The organism is Thermococcus chitonophagus (assembly GCF_002214605.1).
In the GTDB taxonomy this organism is placed as follows: Archaea; Methanobacteriota_B; Thermococci; order Thermococcales; family Thermococcaceae; genus Pyrococcus; species Pyrococcus chitonophagus.
In genome coordinates this window covers 1,553,098-1,575,663 of record NZ_CP015193.1, presented here as the reverse complement: position 1 = coordinate 1,575,663, position 22,566 = coordinate 1,553,098, and the positions used below count along the sequence as shown (strand labels likewise).

General features: G+C 44.4%; 19 protein-coding genes. 10 read left to right on the top strand and 9 right to left on the bottom strand.

Features of this window, described 5'->3' with window-relative positions:
• Positions 1-49 precede the first annotated feature (49 nt).
• Positions 50-868: a DNA integrity scanning protein DisA nucleotide-binding domain protein gene (locus A3L04_RS08785; protein ID WP_084448868.1), complete on the top strand. Its 819-nt coding sequence runs from the start codon at positions 50-52 to the stop codon at positions 866-868.
• On the opposite strand, the gene A3L04_RS08780 is transcribed toward A3L04_RS08785, so the two are convergent.
• The 4 genes from A3L04_RS08780 to A3L04_RS08765 all read right to left on the bottom strand — a co-directional run bounded on the left by A3L04_RS08780 (position 848) and on the right by A3L04_RS08765 (position 5,672).
• Positions 848-1,204: a hypothetical protein gene (locus tag A3L04_RS08780; RefSeq protein WP_068577284.1), complete on the bottom strand. Its 357-nt coding sequence runs from the start codon at positions 1,202-1,204 to the stop codon at positions 848-850. The two genes, A3L04_RS08785 and A3L04_RS08780, sit on opposite strands and share 21 nt — an antisense overlap.
• Positions 1,144-2,265: a tungsten cofactor oxidoreductase radical SAM maturase gene (locus tag A3L04_RS08775; protein WP_068577282.1), complete on the bottom strand. Its 1,122-nt coding sequence runs from the start codon at positions 2,263-2,265 to the stop codon at positions 1,144-1,146. Before A3L04_RS08775 ends, A3L04_RS08780 begins: the two co-directional genes overlap by 61 nt.
• Positions 2,266-2,520, bottom strand: a complete 255-nt coding sequence (locus A3L04_RS08770) for a ubiquitin-like small modifier protein 1 (protein WP_068577281.1) — start codon at positions 2,518-2,520, stop codon at positions 2,266-2,268. It abuts the gene before it with no gap.
• Between the two features lie 371 nt (positions 2,521-2,891).
• Entirely contained in the window at positions 2,892-5,672 is a 2,781-nt protein-coding gene (locus A3L04_RS08765; protein ID WP_068577279.1) for an S-layer protein, read from the bottom strand.
• A gap of 776 nt (positions 5,673-6,448) precedes the next feature.
• On the opposite strand from A3L04_RS08765, the gene mpgS reads away from it, so the two are divergent.
• Genes mpgS through glmM form a run of 4 tightly spaced genes read left to right on the top strand, consistent with a single transcriptional unit; the run spans position 6,449 to position 11,162 of the window.
• Positions 6,449-7,633, top strand: coding sequence for a mannosyl-3-phosphoglycerate synthase (gene mpgS / locus A3L04_RS08760; protein ID WP_068577278.1), 1,185 nt, complete (start codon positions 6,449-6,451; stop codon positions 7,631-7,633).
• Positions 7,630-8,361: a mannosyl-3-phosphoglycerate phosphatase gene (gene mpgP, locus A3L04_RS08755; RefSeq protein ID WP_068577276.1), complete on the top strand. Its 732-nt coding sequence runs from the start codon at positions 7,630-7,632 to the stop codon at positions 8,359-8,361. The genes mpgS and mpgP overlap by 4 nt, the downstream gene beginning before the upstream one ends.
• Positions 8,358-9,755, top strand: coding sequence for a mannose-1-phosphate guanylyltransferase/mannose-6-phosphate isomerase (locus A3L04_RS08750; RefSeq protein ID WP_068577273.1), 1,398 nt, complete (start codon positions 8,358-8,360; stop codon positions 9,753-9,755). The genes mpgP and A3L04_RS08750 overlap by 4 nt, the downstream gene beginning before the upstream one ends.
• A 39-nt stretch (positions 9,756-9,794) precedes the next feature.
• Complete coding sequence (gene glmM, locus A3L04_RS08745; protein ID WP_068577271.1) at positions 9,795-11,162, top strand: phosphoglucosamine mutase; 1,368 nt, start codon at positions 9,795-9,797, stop codon at positions 11,160-11,162.
• 100 nt (positions 11,163-11,262) lie between these two features.
• On the opposite strand, the gene A3L04_RS08740 is transcribed toward glmM, so the two are convergent.
• Positions 11,263-11,739 carry a M23 family metallopeptidase gene (locus tag A3L04_RS08740; protein ID WP_068577269.1) on the bottom strand — a complete coding sequence of 159 codons (477 nt, stop codon included), beginning with the start codon at positions 11,737-11,739 and terminating at the stop codon, positions 11,263-11,265.
• Between the two features lie 263 nt (positions 11,740-12,002).
• Positions 12,003-12,245, bottom strand: a complete 243-nt coding sequence (locus tag A3L04_RS08735) for a hypothetical protein (RefSeq protein WP_068577266.1) — start codon at positions 12,243-12,245, stop codon at positions 12,003-12,005.
• A gap of 50 nt (positions 12,246-12,295) precedes the next feature.
• On the opposite strand from A3L04_RS08735, the gene A3L04_RS08730 reads away from it, so the two are divergent.
• The 3 genes from A3L04_RS08730 to A3L04_RS08720 all read left to right on the top strand — a co-directional run bounded on the left by A3L04_RS08730 (position 12,296) and on the right by A3L04_RS08720 (position 15,000).
• Positions 12,296-12,697, top strand: a complete 402-nt coding sequence (locus A3L04_RS08730; protein ID WP_068577264.1) for a hypothetical protein — start codon at positions 12,296-12,298, stop codon at positions 12,695-12,697.
• Positions 12,698-12,927: 230 nt separating this feature from the next.
• Entirely contained in the window at positions 12,928-13,998 is a 1,071-nt protein-coding gene (locus A3L04_RS08725; protein WP_068577262.1) for an AAA family ATPase, read from the top strand.
• A gap of 192 nt (positions 13,999-14,190) precedes the next feature.
• Positions 14,191-15,000: a hypothetical protein gene (locus A3L04_RS08720; RefSeq protein ID WP_157092413.1), complete on the top strand. Its 810-nt coding sequence runs from the start codon at positions 14,191-14,193 to the stop codon at positions 14,998-15,000.
• On the opposite strand, the gene A3L04_RS08715 is transcribed toward A3L04_RS08720, so the two are convergent.
• Positions 14,997-16,961 (bottom strand): IGHMBP2 family helicase, encoded by a 1,965-nt coding sequence (locus tag A3L04_RS08715; RefSeq protein WP_068577258.1) that lies wholly within the window; start codon positions 16,959-16,961, stop codon positions 14,997-14,999. The two genes, A3L04_RS08720 and A3L04_RS08715, sit on opposite strands and share 4 nt — an antisense overlap.
• A gap of 270 nt (positions 16,962-17,231) precedes the next feature.
• On the opposite strand from A3L04_RS08715, the gene A3L04_RS08710 reads away from it, so the two are divergent.
• Complete coding sequence (locus A3L04_RS08710) at positions 17,232-17,534, top strand: hypothetical protein (protein ID WP_231963866.1); 303 nt, start codon at positions 17,232-17,234, stop codon at positions 17,532-17,534.
• Positions 17,531-18,178 carry a nucleotidyltransferase domain-containing protein gene (locus tag A3L04_RS08705; RefSeq protein ID WP_068577256.1) on the top strand — a complete coding sequence of 216 codons (648 nt, stop codon included), beginning with the start codon at positions 17,531-17,533 and terminating at the stop codon, positions 18,176-18,178. Before A3L04_RS08710 ends, A3L04_RS08705 begins: the two co-directional genes overlap by 4 nt.
• A 320-nt stretch (positions 18,179-18,498) precedes the next feature.
• On the opposite strand, the gene hypF is transcribed toward A3L04_RS08705, so the two are convergent.
• Together hypF and A3L04_RS08695 are read right to left on the bottom strand one after the other, a co-directional pair.
• Entirely contained in the window at positions 18,499-20,820 is a 2,322-nt protein-coding gene (gene hypF, locus A3L04_RS08700) for a carbamoyltransferase HypF (RefSeq protein ID WP_068577254.1), read from the bottom strand.
• A gap of 96 nt (positions 20,821-20,916) precedes the next feature.
• Entirely contained in the window at positions 20,917-22,518 is a 1,602-nt protein-coding gene (locus A3L04_RS08695) for a radical SAM/SPASM domain-containing protein (RefSeq protein ID WP_068577252.1), read from the bottom strand.
• Positions 22,519-22,566 lie beyond the last annotated feature (48 nt).

Sequence of the window (22,566 nt, the reverse complement as noted above, 5' to 3'; positions counted from 1 at the left end):
CTGGTTTAAATTTAGTAAACCCTTATAAAGCTGAGCTGAAAAATATTCAGTGGTGCAGGAAGTGGCAACGTACGAGGTTCTATTAGAGAAGGCGAAAGACCTGGCAAGGCAGATAAATGCAAAAGCACTTGTGTTAGTCTATCCTCCAATTGAAGACATTGAAGTAGAGTTTGAAGGTCCTGTAATAATAGTTGGTAGGGAATTTGATATAGAAAGGGATGATATCAAGAAACTCCCTCTGCCCCTTTCCATAGGCCTTAGCAACCTCCTTAATTTAGTTGCTGCCTTTCTGAAGGGGCAGGGGATTATAGAGAAGGGGGAATTGTTCGTGTACGTTACCGAGGATTCACTTGGCATTAAGAGAGTTGAGGAGAGAAGCATCGTTAGTAATGAGCTTTTTGATAGGTATGAGGGGATAGTTCAGAGAGCTCTGGAGATCGCTATTGAGCTTAGCATAGAGGGAAGAGAAGGAAAGCCAGTTGGCACTATTTTCGTTGTGGGCGACACGAAGGAAGTCATGAAGCATTCACATCAAATAGTTCCAAACCCCTTCAAGGGTCACAATTTAAACATCCTAGATCCAAAGGTCAAGCCCATAATAAAGGAGTTCTCTTTCCTTGACGGTGCTTTCATAATAACTTCGAAGGGCAGAATACTGGCCGCAGGCAGATATTTAGATGTCGATCCAAAGAGCCTTGAAGTAACTCTCCCCCAAGGGCTGGGCAGTAGGCATCTAGCTTCGGCAGCCATTACAAAGATAACTAGGGCCATAGCAATAACTCTCTCTGAAAGTGGCACCGTAAGGGTGTTCAAAGATGGACAGATAGTCCTTGAGTACAATCCAAGACTATCCGCGAGATCTTTTTAGCCTCAGCTTTTCAGTTAGCTCCTTGTTCTCCCTTCTAAGCCTGTCTCTCTCCTTCATCATCAACTCCTTGTCCTTCAAAGCTTTCTCATAGAATTTCCTCAGTCTTTCTAAGTCTTTTTCAATCTCCTGCAATTTCTCTTCCAGTTTTGCCTTCTTGCTTAACAGGAACTCCTCGTATTCAGCTAACAAAGTTTCTTCAACATTTCCGATGTTCTCCCTAAGTATTGTCTCTACATCGAGCTTCTTTAGCTTCTTCCACTCTTCCCTAGGCAATACTATAAGAACTTCCCCATGTACTCCGTTGGAATTGGGCAGAGAATTATTCCTCTTCCCCATAGACAGTCACCACAGCTCGGTGAGTTACCCCAGCAGTCCTGCCTTGTATCTAAAACAAATGAGCACGAATCATTCAGCGGACAGTCTATGCAGGACGGATAAGCTGAGGCCCTGACTATAAACCTGAACCATACAAAGTCCCTGCTCATCCATATATCTTTCAGATTTTTCTCTTTAACGTTCCCGAAGGAGTGGGCTATAACTTTCTTCTCCCTTTCAAATATAACCTCTGGGTAAGTGTGGAGGAACCGGTAGCAGGGGAAAACTTCCCCATCCCACCTGACTACCGCAACGTTGTTCTCAACGAATTCGCAGTACCTCTCTGTCCTAAGCCTGAACTCAGCTATCTTCATGAAAGGGCCTCCACTTGCTATCCTCTGGAGTTCCCTTACTATGGGATCCATGTCAACACTACCATCGTAAACTGTCAGCTTTGCCTGCTCTTCTGTCATTGGAAGCAAGTTTGAGACTAGCATAGAATCAACGCCAAGCTCCCTAAGGTAGAGGGCCATCTCCGGCAGTTGCCGGTAGTTCTCCTTTGTTGCAACAACTTCAACGCCAATAACGGGCTTCTCAGTCTTATACTTCTCCTTTAACCTGACGAGGGTCTTTATCCTGTTTTCAACTACCTTTGAAGTAACGTGGCCGAGCTTTATTATATCGGACGCAGTTGGTATGGCATCCATGGAGAAGTATATCAGGTCAACTCCAAGCCTTACGAACTCCTCCAGAATACTTTCAGTCAGGAGAACACCATTTGAACTCATTCCAAGGGCAAAGCCCCTCCTCTTTACCTCCCTAACCATATCCATAAACCTTGGATGAACTGCCGGTTCTCCGATTCCTCCAAAGTAGATCATCTTTAAGTCAGGAAACTCCTTGGCGTCATCAAGGATCTTCAAGAAGAGATCCCAGTCCATGTCTCCCTCTTCATCCTCCCAATATTGCTTGAAGCACATTTCACATTTAAGGTTGCAACGGTTCGTTATTTCTATATACAGGTATTTGAGATCGGGTTTCGGGTCTATCGAAACTTTAGCCCCCCAAAGATGAAACTTCATTCAACCCCCTCCGGCGGGTGGAAATATACTCACTGTATCTCCCTCCTTTAAAGGTGTTTCTAAGCCCTGGAGGTGCTCAATGTTGTGGCCGTTTACTAGGATAATGTACCCTTCCTCGAGTTCCTCCTTAACCTTTGGATACTTTTCGTAGATCTTCTCAAGGAGCTCCTTGACTGTTGAAGCCTCTTCCTCAAGTATTCTCTTCCCTATTATTTCTATGAGGGTAGCAAAAACTTTAACTGTGACCTTAGGCATTGTTTAGCACCTGATATAATATGTGGGCAGGTCCTTTATATACTCTCACGCGAAATATTTTTTGGGTGAATGCTTCTGGAAGCTTTGAGGTAAGTAAGTTGTTTTTGGATCCTTTGACGACAGTTCTCAAGAACAGTTGCATGGTTTGTTCTCGGAGAAATTTATCCAACAATCCATGCTTTCTCACGGAACTAACTGGTGTACTTAAATGACATCGTTCGATAATTATACAAGTTCATGCAGTTTTTGAGTAGTTGTTTCTTGAATATAAATAATTGTTAAAAAACAAACGTGTTCTATGTCCTAAGGTCGCGGATTTAAATCCCGCCTGGGACTCCATAGCAGATCTTCTAGACTGGGATTTGTCAAGTTCATGTATTCTGATTAGCTATTGCACTATTATATGGATCTAGAACTCTTATGGTGTTGTTATTTATCATTTCAACTACAACTGGCATATTGGGCAAGTACCCAAGTTTTGAAAGAAGCAAAGTAGCGGCCTTTGTTCCCCAACGATCTGAGCCTGCTACTATAACTACTAGCCTGTTCTCATATAATTTCGCCATTAGTACTCCTCTTTTCTTCCCAGGCCAAGTGTTTGAGACTTCAACTGGAAATATATAAAGATACTTTCTTGTCAATTTGTTTGCTACTGGACCACCGACTAGAATTAGATTGCTTTTGATTAGACTTAGATTTTCGGAGTCTGGAACTGCAGTACCATATCCCTCCTTCTGAAGGAAGCTTGCAAACTCTTTATCCACTCTACCCTCTCCATAAACAATCTTAAAGTTGGTCATATTCAAAGGCTGTGGTATGTACAACCATGTCATACATCTTTGTCCTTTTTCGGGTGATAAAATAACCCAAACCCTTTGAAACTCCCCACCAGAATATTCTTCCCACTCCTTAATGACTTTCAAGGGAAGTTTTGCTTCTATAGTATTGTTAAATACAAAACTGTTTGGATATATATTTCCAGTCCACATTTCTCTCGTTAGCTCATTTCCCCAGAATGAATTTCTGTTAAAGACAATAAAAGGAATGTCATCAAATCCAAAAGATAATGAATAACCCACATACTCATATACAGGCTTGGAAAGCTTGATACCGATGTGTATGTACGTTCCATCATTATATGCTCTCAACTCCAAAATCTCACAACTTTGTAATGGTACTGATGAGTATATAGTGTTCCAATCATCTAATACTCCATCAGCTTCTATGTTAACATCTAACCGGTCAGGTATGCCATCATTATCCGTATCTGGGGAACTTGGGGAGGTTCCATGTATTTTCTCCGCTATATCAATTACTCCATCCCCATCTTTGTCTTCGGAGAACCTTGTGTTTAGTGCCCTTATCGCATCGTTTATCATATTTTCAGCTTCATCGAACTTTCCAGCTAAAAGTGCATCTAAAGCCTTTTTTGCAATCTCCTTTTCTTCCACTTCAACACCATAATCTTCTAACTTTTCTGAAATATGAATAACGTAATTGATTTTCCTAACTATTTCGGAGTATTTTCCTGAAAGCCAGAGATTGATAGCCTCAATCGATGGTTTTATTGGGGCATTTTTTGAGTAGAACTCAAAGAAATCTCTTTTTCCACCAAATTTAGTCAGTAAATCAAGAAATTCTTCTTTAGTTATACTGTCCCTCTTTCTAAGCTCTGCTATAAAGTTCCTGTAATTGTCCGTGAGGAAGTAGGAGGTAAAGTAATCTGAATATAGATAGGGGGTATACTCCGGGTTACCAAACCTTGCTTCAATATCAATCATAGCATAGTAAAGATCTGGAGGGGCTTCATGATTTAGGACAAAGAACTTTAGTGTATCATTGAAATATGGATAGTATTGCTTTGCATATTTAGATATATCAATGTCAAAGTTGTAGATAGCATCTCTATCAATTTTTGCACCTTCTGATTCCACTATGTCCAAAAATTCTTCAAATGAAATCGTTTCAAACTTATGCTTGGATATTGTCTCTCCATAGATCTTTCCAAAGTCTTTTCCGACTTCCTTCAATTTTTCATAAAGATAAAAAGTGACTATGTACCCATACAAGTAACTTTTTGTTTGCTCAATATATCTATCGTTCGGATCCCACCTCTTTAATCTCTCTTGGCAGCCTCTAACATAGAGCAGGTAGTACAGATAATGATGTCCGAGATATCTCCTTTCTTTTGTGTACTCGTATGCTAGGGGAAAAGAATAAAAATTCGCAATGCCTTCATCCAAGGTCCAGCTCTTTCTTGGATCTGGTGAAAAGGTTGTGATTCCCATGACAGTCGTCCAGAGATGAACTATATGGTGGGCTATATGGTCCTCTCTTAAAGAATAATCTAGACCATGACCGTTAAGATAGGGCGTTATCCTAGATGCCGGAGTTATAAGAATATTCTCAATGTCGGGAGTGAAGTTAAATATCTGACTTAATTTTTGAAAATAAAACGATACTGATTTCAGATAAGCTATTGTGTCCCTTTCAAGCTCTGGGTAATAGTACCTGATTGGAACCTGATTTATGAATCCATCTTTATAATCCTTCTTGGGTTTCTTAAAGACTATATATGTGTATGTTTTCCCCATACTTACTATGGATTTTTCATATAATGGCTCACCAGTTATAACGTTGCCTCGCAATATTTCCTTCATTGAACCGCGTATAGTTGGTTTGGTGTAGTAAGTCTTCCATTTTTCTGGAGAATGTATTGTAACTAGAACTTGTATATCTAAATTTGAGGGAGAGTATAAAAGAACATGTTCAAGCCCTATTGCGGCATAAGTATCAGTTATTCCGGCATTCTTATGATAACCTGCTTTTTTGATATCATCCAAGCTATAGTATACCTTATATTTTATCGTACACGAATCTTCTTGTTTAGTAACTTTCCATGAAAACCTTTGAACTTCAATTAAGGTACAACCTTCTGCAGATATTATTTCGACACGTTCTCCTGGAGGGACGTGTCTTATCTCAAGGTAGTCGGGGACAGGGCTCATCAAGGCCCTGACTAGTAGTATTCGATCTGAAGGATCTACTACGATATCATACCTCCACATTTGGTCTCCCGTGACGAAGTTCCCAAAATTAACGCTAGATAACAGAAGGAAGAAAACTAATATTTTTCCTCCAACTCTCCTCATGCTCTTCCACCCCTATTGGGCTCTCGCCTTATATATCATGCAATATTTTTAATATAAAAAATTATCCTGGTTAAGATTCAAACCAGACACAACATCTCAAAGTTTCGGAAAATATATTGAACTATTCAACAATATATTGACTAAGACACTGTAATTTCAGGAAATTCTAATTTAATCGACACCTAATAGGGCATTAGAGAGGATCCTAAAAGGAGGACAATGGTGACAAACTAGTTTTTATATCTTTCACACACAGAAAGCATCCAGCTAGTCTTATAGCACTTCTCTCGTCTTATGCCTCCAACTTGAAACTAAGAATCTTAGTGGAATTGGTTCCGGAGGTAGAACTCATATTCTTAAAATTCTGGAAGGAAGACCCTTATTTTTCCTTCAACTTCCCTGGGGAATTTTTGCCTTGACTTACAGAACAGGGTAAAAGCTCTATGATCTCTTGCTTTTCCCTTGCTATCAGCTTTATTAAATTTTGTATATTTTGTATGATCTTGTTGGGTATTTAAAGGCATGTCCATTCGGGTGTTGGTATAAGAAGAACGAAATTGCGTGCAAACTTGGAATGACGAAGAGATTGGCTATCTTGGGTAAGCTAAAAATGAGGATAAGAAAAACACGAACTTGTACGGACTTAACGTGAATGAATCCTGATAATTATTGAAGATAGACGTTAAAGGATGTTAATAGGAACTATCCGGGGTTGCTTATCTCAGAAACCACTTGATTTATATACTATCCTCTTCTAATTTTCTTTGGGTGGTCGAATGCTTCTGGAGGCCCCTGTTTACAAGGAAATATTTGGTGCTGTAACGATTTATGAGCTTCAAAAGGTCATAAAAATGGATACTGAAACTGAGGAAGTCCCAATTTATACGATCACAAATATCCCCAGGGAGAAAATTTACGAAACTCTGGGGAAGATGGCGGTTATAGTACCCATGAAGAACGAGAAGCTACACCTAGTGGACGGTGTTCTCAAGGCAATCCCGCACAAGTGCCCAATAATCATTGTCTCAAACAGCAAGAGAGAAGGGCCCAACAGGTACAAGATGGAAGTCGACTTAGTAAGGCACTTCTACAACTTAACTCACTCCAAGGTCATGATGGTTCACCAGAAGGATCCTGGGCTAGCTAAGGCATTCAGGGAAGTTGGCTACACGGATATTCTTGACGGAAATGGCAACATAAGGAGTGGAAAAGGCGAGGGAATGCTGATAGGAATACTCCTGGCCAAGGCAATCGGGGCTGAATACATCGGCTTTGTTGATGCTGACAACTACATCCCAGGCTCCGTGAACGAGTACGTGAAAGACTACGCTGCGGGATTCCTGATGAGCGAGAGCGACTATGCAATGGTGAGGCTTCACTGGAGGCACAAGCCCAAGGTCACGAAGGGAACCCTGTACTTCAAGAAGTGGGGAAGGGTCAGCGAGATTACGAACCACTACCTAAACATGCTCATAAGCGAGCAGACGGCATTTGAGACGACGATAATGGTCACAGGGAACGCGGGAGAGCACGCAATGACAATGAAACTTGCCGAGATAATGCCCTTCTCCACGGGCTATTCCATAGAGCCCTACGAAATTGTATACCTCCTTGAGAGGTTCGGAAAGTGGGAGGGAGTTGAGGAGTTCAAGGACGTCTTCGATCAGGGAATAGAGATATTCCAGATCGAAACTCTGAATCCCCACTTCCACGAGGATAAGGGTCAGGAGCACGTGAAGGAAATGATTCTGCTAAGCTTAGCAACTATATACCACTCGAAGCTCGCTTCAAAGGGCTTGAAGAAGAGAATTCTAACGGATCTGGTGGAGCATGGCATAGTCAAGGAAGGCGAAGAGCCTCCAAAGCCCAGGATAATGAGGCCGATCAAGGAAATCCCGATAAAGGAGTGGTTCGACATAGTTGAAGACAACGCAGAAACTCTGCTGAGGTTTGAGATATGATTAGGGTCATATTTTTTGACCTGGACAAAACCCTGCTTCCAGAGTACGACCCAGAACCCGCCAAGCCGATAATAAAGGAGCTCAAGAAGAGGGGCTATGAGATAATCTTCAACTCTTCAAAGACAAGGGCAGAGCAGGAGTATTACAGAGAGCACCTTAAGGTTGAAACCCCCTTCATAGTTGAAAACGGAAGTGCAATCTATATTCCGAAGGACTACTTTCCCTTTTCAATTCAGGGAAAAGAGACCAGAAATTACATAGTTATTGAGCTGGGAGTTAGAGTTGAGGAGATAAGGAGAGAACTGAAATCTCTAGAAACATCCTATGGCCTTAAGTACTATGCAAATTCCACGAAGGAGGAAGTTGCGGAGTTCACGAAAATGCCCCTTGACTTAGTCCCCTTAGCGATGGAGAGGGAGTACAGCGAAACGATATTCACATGGAGTAGGGACGGCTGGCAGGACATTCTCAGGGGTAAAGGGTTTAACGTTACAATGGGAAGCAGGTTTTACGCTGTCCACGGGCACTCTGACAAGGGAAAGGCTGCAAGAATTCTCCTAGATTTTTATAGGAGGCTTGGTCAAGTTAAAAGCTATGCCGTTGGTGACGGTTACAATGACTTCCCCATGTTCGATGTCGTGGATGAGGCGTTTCTCATAGGAAATTTGAGGCATAAAAAGGCAAAAAACGTCTCCTCGATAGAGGAGGTTTTGGAGGTGATAGAATGAAGACGTTGATATTGGCAGGAGGTAAGGGAACAAGGCTCTGGCCCCTAAGCAGGGAGATGATGCCCAAGCAGTTCATAAAGTTTTTCAACGAGAGATCTCTGTTCCAGAAGACGGTGGAGAGAGCTTTACTATTCTCGAAGCCGAAGGAAATATTCATTGTAACTAATAAGGAGTACCGATTTAGGGTGTTCGACGATCTTGACGAGTTAGGGGTTAAGGTCCCCGAGGAAAACGTTCTCCTTGAACCTATTGGAAAGAACACACTACCCGCAATATATTGGGGCCTCAAGGTTATAGACGAGAATTACGGTGACTCAGTGGTTGCCGTCCTCCCAAGCGATCACGCAATTGAGGTTAACGACAACTACATCGAGGCCTTTAAGAAGGCCGAAAAGCTCGCGGAGAAGTACCTCGTCACCTTCGGAATAAAGCCAACTAAACCTCATACCGGCTACGGCTACATAAAGCCTGGGGAGAAGATAGAGGTGGAAGGGAAGTTCCTGGGATACTTAGTTGATGAGTTCAAGGAGAAGCCAGACTTTGAAACCGCGAAGAGGTACGTGGAGAGTGGCTACTACTGGAACAGCGGAATGTTCATGTTCAGGACCTCCGTCTTCATGGAGGAAGCTAAAAAGCACGCCCCTGAAGTTGTCAGGGCTTTTGAGGACGGGAAGAGCATAGAGGAAATATACGAGCTCGCCCCGGAGATAAGCGTTGATTACGGGGTAATGGAGAAGACCGATAAGGCCGCCGTAGTTCCACTGAACACCTACTGGAACGACCTTGGAAGCTTCGATGCCGTCTATGAAGCCCTAGAAAAGGATGAGAATGGGAACGCGGTAAAGGTTAGGGGCTTCAAGGCCAAGTATATAAATGTTGACTCAAGGAACAACTTAATCCTCACGGAGAGACTTACCGCTACGGTTGGAGTTGAAGACCTCGTGATAATAGATACTGGAGATGCCCTGCTCGTTGCGAAGAAGGGAGAGACCCAGAAGGTAAAGGAGGTCTACAAGAAGCTTAAAGAGCAGAACGACGAGAGGGCGGTAGTTCATAGAACCGCCTATAGGCCCTGGGGTAGCTACACGGTTCTAGAGGAGGGAGAGAGGTACAAGATAAAGAGGATAACGGTTCTCCCAGGGAAGAAGCTCTCCCTTCAGATGCACTACCACAGGAGCGAGCACTGGGTGGTCGTTAGGGGAACCGCTAAGGTTAGGGTCGGAGACAAGGAGTTCATACTGAGGCCTGGAGAGAGCACCTTCATCCCTGCGGGTGTAGTTCACAGGCTCGAGAACCCAGGAAAGGTAATTTTGGAGGTCATAGAAACCCAGATAGGAGAGTACCTCGAAGAGGATGACATAGTCAGGCTACAAGACGATTACGGAAGGGAATAACCTTTTAACTTTTCTTTATTATTCACTGGAGGTGATAAAATGGGCAAGCTCTTTGGAACGTTCGGAGTTAGGGGCATTGCCAACGAGAAGATAACCCCAGAGTTCGCCCTGAAGATAGGGATGGCCTTCGGAACAATGCTGAAGAGGGAGGGAAGGAAGAAGCCATTAGTCGTCGTTGGCAGGGACACGAGGGTAAGCGGAGAGATGCTCAAGAACGCGCTGATAAGCGGACTCTTGAGCGTTGGTTGTGACGTTATCGACGTAGGAATTGCTCCAACCCCAGCGGTTCAGTGGGCGACCAAGCACTTCAACGCCGATGGAGGGGCGGTAATTACGGCCTCTCACAATCCTCCAGAGTACAACGGAATAAAGCTCCTCGAGCCTAACGGGATGGGCCTAAAGAAGGAGAGAGAGGCAGTAGTTGAGGAGCTCTTCTTCAAGGAAGACTTCGACAGGGCAAAGTGGTGGGAGATAGGTGAGGTTAGGAGGGAGGACATAATCAAGGACTACATTGAGGCGATAAAGAGCAAGGTCGACGTTGAGGCGATAAAGAAGAGGAGGCCTTTCGTAGTAGTTGACACTTCAAACGGTGCCGGCTCCCTGACTTTGCCGTACCTCCTGAGGGAGCTCGGCTGTAAGGTGGTTTCAGTTAACGCTCATCCCGACGGCCACTTCCCCGCGAGGAATCCCGAGCCAAACGAGGAGAACCTGAAGGGCTTCATGGAGATAGTTAAAGCCCTAGGGGCGGACTTTGGAGTGGCCCAGGACGGTGACGCTGATAGGGCGGTGTTCATAGATGAGAACGGCAGGTTCATTCAGGGGGACAAGACTTTCGCCCTCGTAGCTGATGCAGTGCTCAGGGAGAACGGTGGCGGTTTGCTGGTTACAACGGTTGCAACTTCAAACCTCTTGGATGACATAGCTAAGAGGAACAATGCCAGGGTAATGAGGACGAAGGTTGGCGATCTAGTAGTTGCCAGGGCCCTCCTAGAGAACAACGGAACGATAGGCGGGGAGGAGAACGGAGGAGTGATATTCCCTGACCACGTCCTGGGAAGAGACGGTGCAATGACGGTAGCTAAGATAGTCGAGATATTCGCAAAGAGCGGAAAGAAGTTCAGCGAGCTTATAGATGAGCTTCCCAAGTATTACCAGATAAAGACCAAGAGGCACGTTGAAGGGGATAGATATGGGATAGTCAATAAGGTTGCTGAGATGGCGAGGGAGAGGGGATACAAGGTTGACACGACCGATGGAGCTAAGATAATCTTTGAGGATGGATGGGTTCTGGTTAGGGCTAGCGGAACAGAGCCGATAATAAGGATATTCAGCGAGGCAAAGAGCGAGGAAAAAGCTAAGGAGTATCTAGAATTGGGATTGAGTTTGCTTGAGAATGCTATGAAGTGATCCTCTTCTTATTTAATGTTTTAAGTGTAAACTTTAAAACTCCTTAATCTTAAATTGTTACTTGGTGATATGTGTGACTCTCGTTCTTGCACTAAAGTGGCTATGGAATGGGATGTATCTGAGGGTCTAAGCCACATATGATTTCGTTCTTTGAGGGATATTTTTTGCAGTTTTTTCCTTCCACAGTGTACTGCATTAACACTGGCAGACTTACAGCATCATAAAAATCTTCCCTATCCATAAGCTGAAAGTGCAGATGTGGGAAGGAGGACATACCGCTATTTCCCGCGAGACCGATAACGGTACCCGCCTTTACCCTCTCACCAGGCCTTACGGACACGCTACCGTTCTTTAGGTGGGCGTAGAGGGAATAAACACCTCCATGGTCAATCACAACGTAATTTCCTAAAATTTCCTTGACCGAAAGGGATATTCTTCCAACGGGATTGTCCTTCATACCATCAGAAACGTCAACGACTATGCCATCCGCCACTGCTACGACCTCGGAACCATAGGTTGCCCATTCATCGAGTTGCTTGTAAGAACAGGGATTTTCTAGTTTTGATGAGTCCTCCACCCGTACAAGGTCATAAGCGAATCTCTGCCCTACAAGTTCCCAGGAATGGCTTGTATCCTGGGTAACCCCTCCGTTGACGACGTATCAACAACCCCTAAACGGCGGGATCACCACAAGCCTGGGCCTGTAATGTTTGATATCATCTACAGCGCGTTTTCTACCTTTTATCTCTGCCCACAACTGCCTTACCATCGTCCAGATACCCCAAGGGGTAATGGTCCAGAGAAATATGTCCATATACAGCCTGGCATGACATTCATTTCTCAGTACCCAAAAAAAAGCGATACTACCCCAACCCCTATACCAAAAAGGGCAAATAATGCACCCGCGATTCTAAACTCCCGCACTGCCATGTAGTCTCCCAGCAACTTGAAGAAAAGCCCAGTCAGCAGGAGGTTTCTCGCAACCCTCCACCCCATGGCCAAGAATATGAAGAAGAGGTATAAAAGCCTAAGTCTCTCCTTGGAGCCTACAATACCTTGACTTCCTTTCTCTCCTGTTTTCACTTGCGAATCTTCCTGTGCTTCATGACCTCGACGATGGCCAAAAGGTATTTGTGGTTGAATACTTACACAACAAACTCGAGATACCATTTAAGGACTTGGAAAAGGGAAAAAGGAGCATAGAGACAGAATTTTCCCTGGGGAGTATTAGACTTGATGTCTACGTTAGTTCCCAAAACCTTGCAATAGAAGTCGAGACTCTATATGGGGAACCAGTGCCCCTATTAAAGTTGAGACATGACATCGAAACAAGGCTCGAATATGGGCCCAACTTATGGATAGTTATTCCTCCCTACTCGGCGATGTTACTAAGGAAAGAGCTAGTTGAATTTGCAAAATATGTGAAGGAACGATACGGAGATAGAGTTAAGGTTTTCACAATTGACATAGACAAGAAAGAGCTAATTCCTATTCCAAGGCTAAGGAAGCCAAAAAATAGCTCAGCAAGCTCTTGACCCTAGCACAAACTTACATTTATTCTTTCCATTTAATCTATTGCCTCTAGTGGCTTAATTTGGGTAAAACATTGGTTTATTCTATGATTTTTGTATTTTGCCGTTTCTTTGCCCTTTTTATAATCTCCCTACAGATGGGTTTATTGGTTTAAAGAACCCGGCAATGGGCTTTTAAATGAAGGAAAGATTTTTATAGGTTGATACCCCCCGAAGTACTTCGGGGGGTATCAATGCGTAAGTCCATATTCTTCGACCAGAGACCTAGAACAACACCTGACCAGTTGTTTGGAAGGGAGGAAGATATAAGGAAATTACTAAGGGCTCTGGAGGCAGGTAGCTGGGTAGCAATTCTTGGCCCAAGAATGGTTGGGAAAACAAGTTTAGCGTTAGCTGGAGCTAATGTATTTGCTAAAAAGAACAAGTACAAAGTAGTTTTGGTTGATCTGAGAGATACTGAAACTTTTAGACAAGCCACTGAAAAGATACTTGCAAGACTTCCAAAATCACTCTTGACGTCTCTTTCACAGTATATTTCCAGAATTTCCATTTCCACGACTAAAGTGGGAGTCTCTATTAAACTAAAGAAGAACAGCCCAGCTAGAAAAATCCTTTCGGATGCACTAGCTAAGCTTAACAATACTATACTCATTCTTGATGAAGTCCAGAGCATAAATCAAGGAGTCCACCATTTTCTTAAAGTTCTTGGCTCTGTGTTTAACGAAAATCCTTCGTTAATCGTTATTTTCACTGGCTCATATTCCGGTATTGTAAAGAAAATGTTTGAGTCAACGTACAGGGAGGCCATGTTTGGACGCCCTCCAATTGATATACGACTTGCTCCTTGGAAAGAGACTACGGCGGAGGATTTTCTAAAAACGGGGTTCAAGAAGCTTAAGATAGAGTACCAAGAATGGGAGATTAGAGAAGCAATAAAGCAACTTGGCACGTTACCTGGGTGGTTGAACTTGTACGGAGTTAAAAGGTATATAGAGAAAGATCACAGGGTTGCTCTAAAAACTACAATTGACAAAGCAGTTAAAGAGGCGGAGAAGGAGTTGGAGAGTTTGCTAAAGGGAAGAAGCCCCAAAGCGAGGGAAGTTATCAAGTTATTGGCACTTGGAGCGTCATGGAGTGATATGGTTAGTACTGGAATTTCCGAGGATGCCTTAAGTAGGTTGCTAACTACTTTAACGGAGGGTCTTTTTATCGTTGAGAAAGACGAAGATACAGGAGTTTACTACTTTGTTGATCCTGTTTATAGGAAAGCAGCGATGAAACTCCCACTAATCCCAAGGAGATAATCTAATGCCTTCGGGTGTTGAGTATTGAGTACTAACACCTCCTCATCCCTCCATATTAGTCTGTGTATAGCTTTATAGTTCTTAAAGCAATATTACCCAGGATAGTTATTCTCATTGTCTTCACTACTTGGGCACCTTAAACTTCTATGTTCCAGGAATATATTTTTAACTAACTAGGGGCTTGTTATTTCTATGGTGAAGTTTATGGTTAGTGAAGAAGTTTTTGAAATTCTTGCAGAGATTATGGACAGATGTGACAATGCTCTTTGCAACTTGCCCAGTAATCACCCTAAACATGAGAGGTACTTCTATCTGTTTAAGAAACTCTCAGAGATTATAAGCGACATCGTTGGGAGGAGTGATCCATTATGGTGGAAGGAATACACTAGCAGGGACAAGAGAGCCAACTATTGGAAAGTTTCTTATGACATCGTGAAGATAAGAAAGCTTTTGGAGAGGTTGCCAGAGGATGTTAAAGATGAAATAGAAAACAGGCTCAGGGAAATAGCTGCGAGCGATATCCTTCTCAGCTTGGGAAAAGAAGGTGTGGAGGAAGTAGTTAGGGAGTTGATATCTCATACCCAAGAGGAGGTGAGACCTGTGGGAAGGAATGAAGTGTTCTGGGAATACAAAGTGAAAAGGGATGCCGCTGGATACAAACTTTTAGTATACCCTCGAGAGGAACTTGGTGTTGATGTTTATACCTCTGGACCATCTCTCAGGCTCAAATATAAAAACTCCGAAATTCTGTGGCCTTTTTATGAGCTTAGAGATCTTTTGAGGAGCTCTATAAAGAAGGAAGATGAGAGGAAACTTAAAATAGATGTGAGTATAAGCCCCCTAAAAGGGAGAATAATAATTAGTCTTGGCTTCCCAGAAAACGTAATTGAAGTTAGCAAGGAAGTTTTGAAAGCATTAACGGATATTATCACCATCGAAATGAAGAAGATTGACAAAATTCAAGAAGAGCTCAAAGATATTGCGACTCCCAGGGAAAGCTAAATCAACTTCCTTGCATCAATCAACCTCTCTTTCTCTTTTACATGCTCTATCAGCCTTTTGTACGTCTCGTGACTGCTCAAAGTGCTTGAATCCCCAATCATTATCAGCTTCCTCTTGGCCCTCGTCAGCGAGACATTTAACCTCCTCAGATCCTTAAGAAATCCTATCTCCCCAGCTCTATTTGACCTGACGAAGGACAGAATTATTACCTCCTTCTCCCTTCCCTGATAGCCGTCCACGGTCTTAACCTCTATCTCCTCAGGGACGCTCATGCTTATTAGATCCCTCTGGTCATCATATGGGGTTATAACCCCGATCCATTCAGGCTTAACTCCTACCTTCAAAAGTTTCTTCACGACTTCAGCAACTATCTTGGCCTCCAAGGGATTTTCCCTGCTCTCGCTTCCCCTCCTCTGCCTCTCCCACCTGTTCTCGATCTTCGAAGTATCAATGAACACCACAACGTTCTCCGGGTTTATAACCTCAGCCCAGGGATCCTTTAATTCAACATCAACCCCGAGATCCCTCAGCGTAATTCCTTTAACCCTTTCATCGGCCATGATTCTGCCCTGATAGAACTCCCTGCTCGGGAACTCCATTATCCTCTCGTTCATCCTGTACTGAACCGTAAGCATCTCGCTCTTCCAGGGGTACCTCTCAATTAATCCCTCAAACAAAGTTTTAGATAGTTCCTGGGCCTCTAAGCTAAGTATCGTTGGCGGTAGTTGTTTATGATCTCCAGCCAAGATGAACCTCTCGACCTTATTCAGTGGGATCAAGATGCTGGGGATCGTTGCCTGGGTTGCCTCGTCTATTATTGCAACATCGTAGCTATCGTAATCGACAACCTCCAGTGCCGCCGAGGAGTTAGTCGTTAGCACTACATCCGCTTCCCTGATTATGTCCCTCGCTATCCTCTCCTCAAGCTTCCTAGCGTCTTCGAAAGCCTTCTGGACCTGCCTGTTCAGCTTTATCCACTCCGCCATCTCCCTGATGAGCCTCGCCGATAATCCCCTCGCTCCCCTCTTCCTCTCGGCGAGCTTTAGAATTTCCGAATCACTCAATCCCCTCCTGAACTTTGGAGTCGGCTTAGTGTAGGTATCTCTCTTCTCAGCCAAGCTCTGCCCTATGACCCTCAGTTCCCTAAGCTCACCGTAGAGCTCGTGCTGGGTTATCAGGTAAGCTAAGGTCGTCTCGTGAAGCTCCCTCGAGACCCTGCTCGGGTGGCCCACCCTAACTATCTTAACGCCCTCTTTGGCGAGCCTCTCTACCAAGTTATCAACTGCAACGTTGCTTTCGGCCGTTGCGAGGACCTTGTTTCCCCTCTTAACCTCCTGCCTTATCAGCTCGACCAATGCCCTGGTCTTTCCTGTCCCGAAGGGGCCGTGAATTAAGAAGAAGTCCTCACTCCCCAGGGCTTTTGATATAGCCCTCCTTTGGGCAGGATTGAGGCTCTTATCGAAAGGCTCGAATTCAACTTCCTCACTCTTTGAGGGCTCATCCAAGCCCAGGTAGAACTCTAGTGCTTTTTTGCCGGCCTTCTTTACCCTGTCAAGGTTTTCTAGCCACCTTTTGAACGTTATGTCGTTGGCGTACAGATCAAGCCTCACATCTTTTAGGGCCCATTCTGGAACCGTTTCTAAGGCCACAACAATGAACCTCTTCCCCTTCTCAACTACAGTACCAACGAGATCGCTCTTTAAGGGGTCCCTCTTGCTTATAACGACTAAATCGCCAACGCTTATCTCGGTCTTTATCTCCCTACTCCTCCCATACTTCACGAGAAAATAGCCGAGCTCCTCCCCAACGATCTTCCCGTTCAGGTTGAGAATGGCCCTCCCAACCTTCTCCCTTTCAGCCCCACTTAACCTTCTCATCTCTAGCCTCATTGCCTCTATTTCAGCTTCTCTCTCAATTTCAACGAGCTCCTTGAGCCTGTTTATGAAGCTTATTATGTTCATCGAAGGTCTCTCCTGAGGTAAATTCATAAAGTTTTGGATTTCCTTTTTAGTTGGAGAGTGGAAATGTTCTTCGATAAGGAGAGAGGCCCAACGTTAGCCAACGTTAGGAATGCACCAAAATATAGCTAGATAAAAATCAAGGTAAAACGACCGTGATAATGGAATGAGAATGAAATCATATATCTAAATATCAAAGCTAACAGGGGGTTATCATGATAACAACAACAAAAGAAAAAGTGAGAATTGTTATCATGATAACGGGTGTAGTGAATGGTAAATCTTGATGAGCTTAGGTCCAACATCAAGGAGTACCTTGAAGATGCCGACTATCTCTTTAACAAAGGGCACTATAATTCAGTCCTAAACCTCTATTTCAAAGCTCTTGTAGCGATCTGTGACTACATAATCCTTAGAGACACTGGCAGACTCCCAAGAAACCACGCCGAACGCTTCAGGATCCTAGAAGAGAAATATCCGGAAATCTATAGACATTGTAGACTTCCACTTCAACAACTATCGCAAAGCCTACTTTATGAGAGCCACAAAAGAATGGGTGGAGGTGCTGAAGAATGACGTTCACAAACTCAATTCCCTCCTCTGAATATTTTCATGCCATATCAGACGAACTAACAGCCTTGAAAACCCATGTTGTGGAATTTGTTAGTGAGCATGAGGAAGTCTTTGACGTAATCCTCTATGGCTCAACAGTCCTCGGAAAACCCAATCCAAATGATATAGATCTGATGATACTAACCAAAACAAAACTTCCTGCCATGAAAGCTAGGGAACTTGTTCTTGAATTGAAGAGGAAATTGAGTGGAGTTATTCCAAGGGAAAGGCTTGACGTTAGGATCATAAGCCTCGAAGAGCTCTTTGATTCCAACAACTTAGCCAGCCTTGGTATAATAGTGGAAGGCTACTCACTCACTAAGGAAAAGCCCGTGGCAGAGCTCATGAATGGGAAGGCTTACACACTCTTCCGCTTTACTCTTGACGGCTTGGAAAGAAAGGAAAGAGTGAAATTCCAATATGCCTTGAAGGGAAGGGACATGATGAGTGGCCTGCTAAAGGAACTGAACGGATTGCAGTTGGGGGCGTGGGTAATTTTAATTCCAATCCAGCATACATACAAGTTTAAGGAATTCCTTGACCTTTGGGGTGTAAAATATGAGGCCTTTACAATACTAAAAGGAGCAGACTTATTCTATAACCTCTAATCTCAAGGTAACCTCAGTAAGACTATAAGAAAGGAGTAATATGACAAAGCCCGCCCACTTCGCCCCCAACGGGGCTTCATGAATTGCGGGTTCATTGCCCGCTCATTACCACTTCTCACGGGCTCAATAACTTCCCTGTCCACACGGTTATATAAACATCATGCTGGCCATTTACTACTTCAATACCCCTTCAAACATGACTATCCTTGTCAACTCTTCTCTAGGCAACATGCGTAATGCCCTACCTGTCTCTCTGACCTTTTCCCTTGGTGAGGGCATACTTGGGAAGTAAATATAAGTCATAGATCATTGACAGCACATCACATCATCAAGTCTTCACTGTTGAGGTAGCCCTCCAAGTACAGCCCCCCGAGGAATGCTTGCCCAACGTTTATCCCGTTGTCTCCTCTCGGAACTTCGTAGGTTGAGTAGAATCTCAGCCCATGGGCCTCAACGAACTTCCTTACGGTCTTGACTATGAGCTCATTGTAGGCAACTCCCCCGCTCATTGCAACTCCCTTAACTCCGAACTCCTTGGCCTTCTCAACGGCAAGCTCCGCGAAGGCCCTCGCCAGGGCGAGGTGGACTGAGTAGGCAATATCCGCCGGGTTTGCTTTATCCATTAGTTCAAGAACTTCCCTGAACAGCTCGGTAATTTCTATCTCCTCCCCCTCTACTGGGACCTTGAGCCTCAGGTCGTTCTTCCCCTTGAAGGCAAAGCTCTCAAGCTTCATCGCCGGCTCTCCCTCGTAGTGCCTCCTGTAGGCGACATTCAATAGGACCGCAAAAGCATCGAGAACCCTTCCTGTTGAAGAGGCGTAAGCCACGTTAATTCCCCTAGCGAGCTGGTTGAATATTACGTTGAACTCTACCCTCCCGTACTTTAGGCTTTCAATCGCCTTCGGGCAGAATCTCTCAATTATTTTTCTCACTTCATCAAGCTCATACATTTCGCTTAAGATTCCTATTAGGGCCCTCAACGGGTAATAGCTCGCGAGATCCCCGCCGGGGAGGGGATAGTATTCTATATGAGCTAGCCTCTCCACGTCTTCGTAGCTGAGGTAAATAACCTCTCCACCCCAAGTCTTTCCGTCGGTTCCGTAGCCGACACCATCTAGGGCTATCCCAACAACCTCTTCAAGCCCGTGCTCGGCCATAACCGAGGCTATATGAGCGTAGTGGTGCTGGACTTGGAGCAGTTCTGCATTCGTTTCCTCGGCTATCTCCATGGCGAGCTTCGTGGTGTTGTAAGATGGGTGCAGGTCAGCTATAATCAGATCAAACCCTGAAACCCTGAGGATCTTTCTAAAGTGGGCTATTGCCTTCCTCATGAATTCAAGGACTTCAATCTTTGATGTGTTCCCTATGTACTGGCTCGGATAAACCCTATTGCCTTTTACCACTCCAAAAGCGTTCATTAATTCGGCCCCTACAGCTAGTCCTTTGTACTCGAAGGGTATCTCGATTGGTAAGGGGACGAATCCTCTTGACCTCCTGATCACCGCCCTCCTCCCATCGACGAACCTCACTACGCTGTCATCGGCTCTATTCGGGATTTTCCTGTTGTGGAGTAGCAAATAGTCCGCAACGTCCTTTAGCTTTTCAAAGGCCTCATCATTGTCCTTTATCATCGGCATCCCAGGGAAGTTTGCGGATGTCATGACGTAAACGGGGGTCTTCGACCAGTGGAAGAGGATGTAGTGTGTTCCCGCGTAGGGCAACATGACTCCAATGGTGTGGAGTCCTGGGGCAAGGTTCTCGGGAAGCGGGAAGGGCTCTTTCTTCCTCAGTGCCACTATTGGCCTCCTGTAGCTCGTTAGCTCTTCCTCTTCTTCCTCGGTTACGTAGGCGAATGTTTTAACGGTCTCCAAATCCTTGGCCATTATTGCGAAGGGCTTCTGCGGCCTGAAAAGTCTTTTCCTCAGCTCAGCAACAACATCTTCCCTTGTGGCATCACAGGCTAGGTGAATTCCGCCGATGCCCTTTATCGCCACTATGTACCCCTTATCTATCAGCTTTGCCGCCCTCCTTAGGGGATCTCCAATTATCTCTTCTCCCGTGGAGGTGTAGAGCCTGTAGCTCGGCCCGCAGGTCGGGCATGCAACTGGCTCAGCATGGTACCTCCTGTTTAGGGGATCCTCATACTCGCTCCTGCAGAAGTCGCACATTGGGAATTCTCTCATCGCCGTGTTCTCCCTGTCGTAGGGTAGATCCTCTATAATCGTGAACCTTGGCCCGCAGTTAGTGCAGACTATGAACGGATACATAAACCTCTTATCGTTTGGATCAAACAGCTCCCTTAGGCAATCTTCACAGATGGCTATATCTGGGGGGATTATTGAATCCCCCTCTCCCTTCTTTTCCGTGGAGCTCTTTTCAATGTAAAATCTATCAAAGCCCTGAACTGGGATTTCTTTCCTGACGACTTTCTCTATCTTCGCTAAGGGCGGCTTCTTCCTATATAAGTCATTTAAAAATGCCTCAATATCCTTCTCTTTCCCTTCAACGACTATCTCAACCCCTGCATCTCCCAAATTCCTCACATAGCCCCTCAAGTTGTGAGCGTGAGCTATCCTGTACACGAAGGGCCTAAATCCTACAGCCTGGACTATTCCTTGAACGTGAATCCTGTATGCCTTCATTCCCTCCCCCGAATGTTTTACGAAATTGAAAGCTTTATACGTTTCTAAAACCAAAAGTTGGGAACGAGAGGGGAGTTTTTAACTATCGGTTGAAGACTATGCGTGGACTAGTTTCCCGGTAGTATGCCCAGGTAGTGGGACACTAGTACTCTCGACTTCAGCATAGTGCCTTGGCACGTTGAGTATGGGCTTTCTAAGCACTGGAACTTCATCAACCCAGCTGACTTCGCATAATCCTTTTGGAATTCCATGTTCTAGTACGCTGTTCCAAAGCCTCTTGTTTATTATACACCCGGGGTCATCACCAGTTATATCTAGGGTGTAGTGATATGCTCTTGCCCTGCAACCACCGCATATATATTTATACGGGCATCTCCCGCAATTTCCCTCCCAGCTATCTCTGTCTCTAAGGATATTGAAGATCCTGCTCGTTTTCCATATCTCTTTAAAGGGCCTGGTTCTAACATTGCCAACTGGAATTGGGAGGAAGACACATGGCACAACTGTACCGTCCGGCTCTATTCCCGCGTATATTCTCCCAGCCCCGCATCCCCCTATAAACTCCGCTAGCACTTTAACGGAAGAATTTTCTCCGAGATAAAAGTGTGCAGGAGTTACAGTTCTGCCCTTACTCATCAATAACGTTACTCTAGCGTATTGAGGAGCCGTTGTCAGTATCTCGAGATTTCTCTTTTTCATCTGATGGTAAACTTCCTTCATGAACTCCTCTCTTTCTTCAGGGGTTAAATCTAAGTTAATGCTTTCTCTTCCCCTTCCAGTTGGGATAAAGTTGAAGAATATAACTCTTTTTACTCCAATGTTCTCAGCTAGATCTAGGATGTCATCTATTTCGTAAAACGTTTCCCTGCTCATTATTGTTGCCATGCCATGGCTTACTCCCAGCTTGACTGCATTTTCAAGGGTCCTTATCGCGTGCTCCCATGCTCCGGGAATTCCTCTAAATTTATCATGCTTTTCAGGATCTGCTGAATCTACACTAACTTCAACGTACTTTATTCCCGCCTTCACGGCTTTTTCTAGCTCTTCGATCTTTGCAAAAGTCCACCCATTAGTTGCCACCGAAGTGTGTATGCCTCTCGACGACAATTCATGCACTACTCTGAGGAAGTGAGGGTGAATTGTGGGTTCTCCTCCACTTAAGGCAACCGCGGCAACTCCGGCCTTGTCTAGCTGATCAACAAGATCCAACTTTTCCCTTAAGGAAAGTTCATCTGGCAAGGGTTTGTCGGCTCTCTGGTAGCAGTGTATACACTTGAAGTTACACATGTTAGTCAAGTTCCAGACTATCAAAAATGGGCCTGCAAGTCTCTGTGGGACTGTTATCCCATATTTCGCTATCCCCTCTAAAACAACCCATATTCCTCTTCTAATATGCGGGTATTTAAGTAGTGCCTCCTTCACAACTTCCTCGTCGCCCCGTGCAAGCTTTATACCTAATTTGAGGAGGACTTTTAGTGTTTCAGCCTGGAATCGTATGACCATAGGAGCATTGATAACTTTCCCTGCATATATGCTTAGGGCCCAATAAAGAGCAGGTAACTCTCTGTTGTTTATTTTGTATTTCTTCAAAGAAGGCTTTAGAAGAGCTCTAGCTATTGGATTCCCCAAAATGATTCTAAACGCTTTTAAAGCTGTACCTATGTAACTCTCTTCCTCCTCTTCAACATCCCCCTCCATAATTTATCACCTTGGTACATTAAGGAGCACTGCTGTATAAAATTTTTG

Excerpts from the sequence above, each read along its gene's own strand:
- A3L04_RS08705 (WP_068577256.1), top strand. The coding sequence starts at position 17,531 with ATGACGTTCACAAACTCAATTCCCTCCTCTGAATATTTTCATGCCATA.
- A3L04_RS08775 (WP_068577282.1), bottom strand. The coding sequence starts at position 2,265 with ATGAAGTTTCATCTTTGGGGGGCTAAAGTTTCGATAGACCCGAAACCC.
- A3L04_RS08765 (WP_068577279.1), bottom strand. The coding sequence starts at position 5,672 with ATGAGGAGAGTTGGAGGAAAAATATTAGTTTTCTTCCTTCTGTTATCT.
- A3L04_RS08770 (WP_068577281.1), bottom strand. The coding sequence starts at position 2,520 with ATGCCTAAGGTCACAGTTAAAGTTTTTGCTACCCTCATAGAAATAATA.
- mpgP (WP_068577276.1), top strand. The coding sequence starts at position 7,630 with ATGATTAGGGTCATATTTTTTGACCTGGACAAAACCCTGCTTCCAGAG.
- A3L04_RS08715 (WP_068577258.1), bottom strand. The coding sequence starts at position 16,961 with ATGAACATAATAAGCTTCATAAACAGGCTCAAGGAGCTCGTTGAAATT.
- A3L04_RS08710 (WP_231963866.1), top strand. The coding sequence starts at position 17,232 with ATGGTAAATCTTGATGAGCTTAGGTCCAACATCAAGGAGTACCTTGAA.
- A3L04_RS08695 (WP_068577252.1), bottom strand. The coding sequence starts at position 22,518 with ATGGAGGGGGATGTTGAAGAGGAGGAAGAGAGTTACATAGGTACAGCT.
- A3L04_RS08720 (WP_157092413.1), top strand. The coding sequence starts at position 14,191 with ATGGTGAAGTTTATGGTTAGTGAAGAAGTTTTTGAAATTCTTGCAGAG.
- A3L04_RS08750 (WP_068577273.1), top strand. The coding sequence starts at position 8,358 with ATGAAGACGTTGATATTGGCAGGAGGTAAGGGAACAAGGCTCTGGCCC.
- A3L04_RS08725 (WP_068577262.1), top strand. The coding sequence starts at position 12,928 with ATGCGTAAGTCCATATTCTTCGACCAGAGACCTAGAACAACACCTGAC.
- mpgS (WP_068577278.1), top strand. The coding sequence starts at position 6,449 with ATGCTTCTGGAGGCCCCTGTTTACAAGGAAATATTTGGTGCTGTAACG.
- glmM (WP_068577271.1), top strand. The coding sequence starts at position 9,795 with ATGGGCAAGCTCTTTGGAACGTTCGGAGTTAGGGGCATTGCCAACGAG.
- A3L04_RS08780 (WP_068577284.1), bottom strand. The coding sequence starts at position 1,204 with ATGGGGAAGAGGAATAATTCTCTGCCCAATTCCAACGGAGTACATGGG.
- hypF (WP_068577254.1), bottom strand. The coding sequence starts at position 20,820 with ATGAAGGCATACAGGATTCACGTTCAAGGAATAGTCCAGGCTGTAGGA.